This is a genomic window from Alcanivorax sp. HI0044, from assembly GCF_001634945.1.
In genome coordinates, this window is record NZ_LWEZ01001986.1 from 1 (window position 1) to 629 (window position 629).

Annotated in this window: 1 protein-coding gene; it reads right to left on the reverse strand. The window is 60.6% G+C overall.

All coding sequences use genetic code 11. The annotated features are described in order from the left end of the window. On the reverse strand, positions 1–629 hold a 629-nt coding region (locus A3730_RS29295), incomplete at both ends, for a neutral/alkaline non-lysosomal ceramidase N-terminal domain-containing protein (RefSeq protein ID WP_197477772.1).

The window sequence follows — 629 nt, forward strand, 5'->3', positions numbered from 1 at the left end:
GCTGCCCCTGGCAGTGGAGAGTAAGCTCCAGCGTGTCGAGGGCCAGCTGTTCGGCGGGGGCGGCCAGCAGGGAGATTCGCCAGTAAGGGCCGGTGGTGAGGTCGCCGGGCTCACGGGTAGGATGACCTTGCCACTGGACAGCCGTGGGTGAGGCCGGGGCTGCCGTTTGCTGTGCTTCAGGAAAGTACTGATGCGCAAGCAGGGAGAAGGTCTGTTGGCGGGGAATGTCGTTGATGTTGCCGCTGATGTTGCCGCTTTGTTGCAGATCGCGGCTTAGTTCGCTGCTCTGGCCAATCAGGAAATCCAGGGTATGGGGGCCGTAGAGCGTGTGGCCGCCTTCGTAATATTGCCGCTGGTATTCCTCGGGGGTGACGGCATAGCCGAAATAGCCGTTGGCCAGGCTGGAGACTTCTACTTTCCAGTTCGTGCCGGCGGGCAAGGTATCGGTAACGGCATTGCGCAGGCGATTACCGCTTTCCAGGGTGATTTCCCAGGGCAGCGGCACGATGACCAGCTCGTTGATACGCACGATCTGGAACAGGGCCTGATGGGGGAAGCGTTCTGCGGGTAACAGCAGTTGCAGCTTGGAGAGCATCCACTGTTTTACGCCCTGGCAGTTGTCGGTGAAA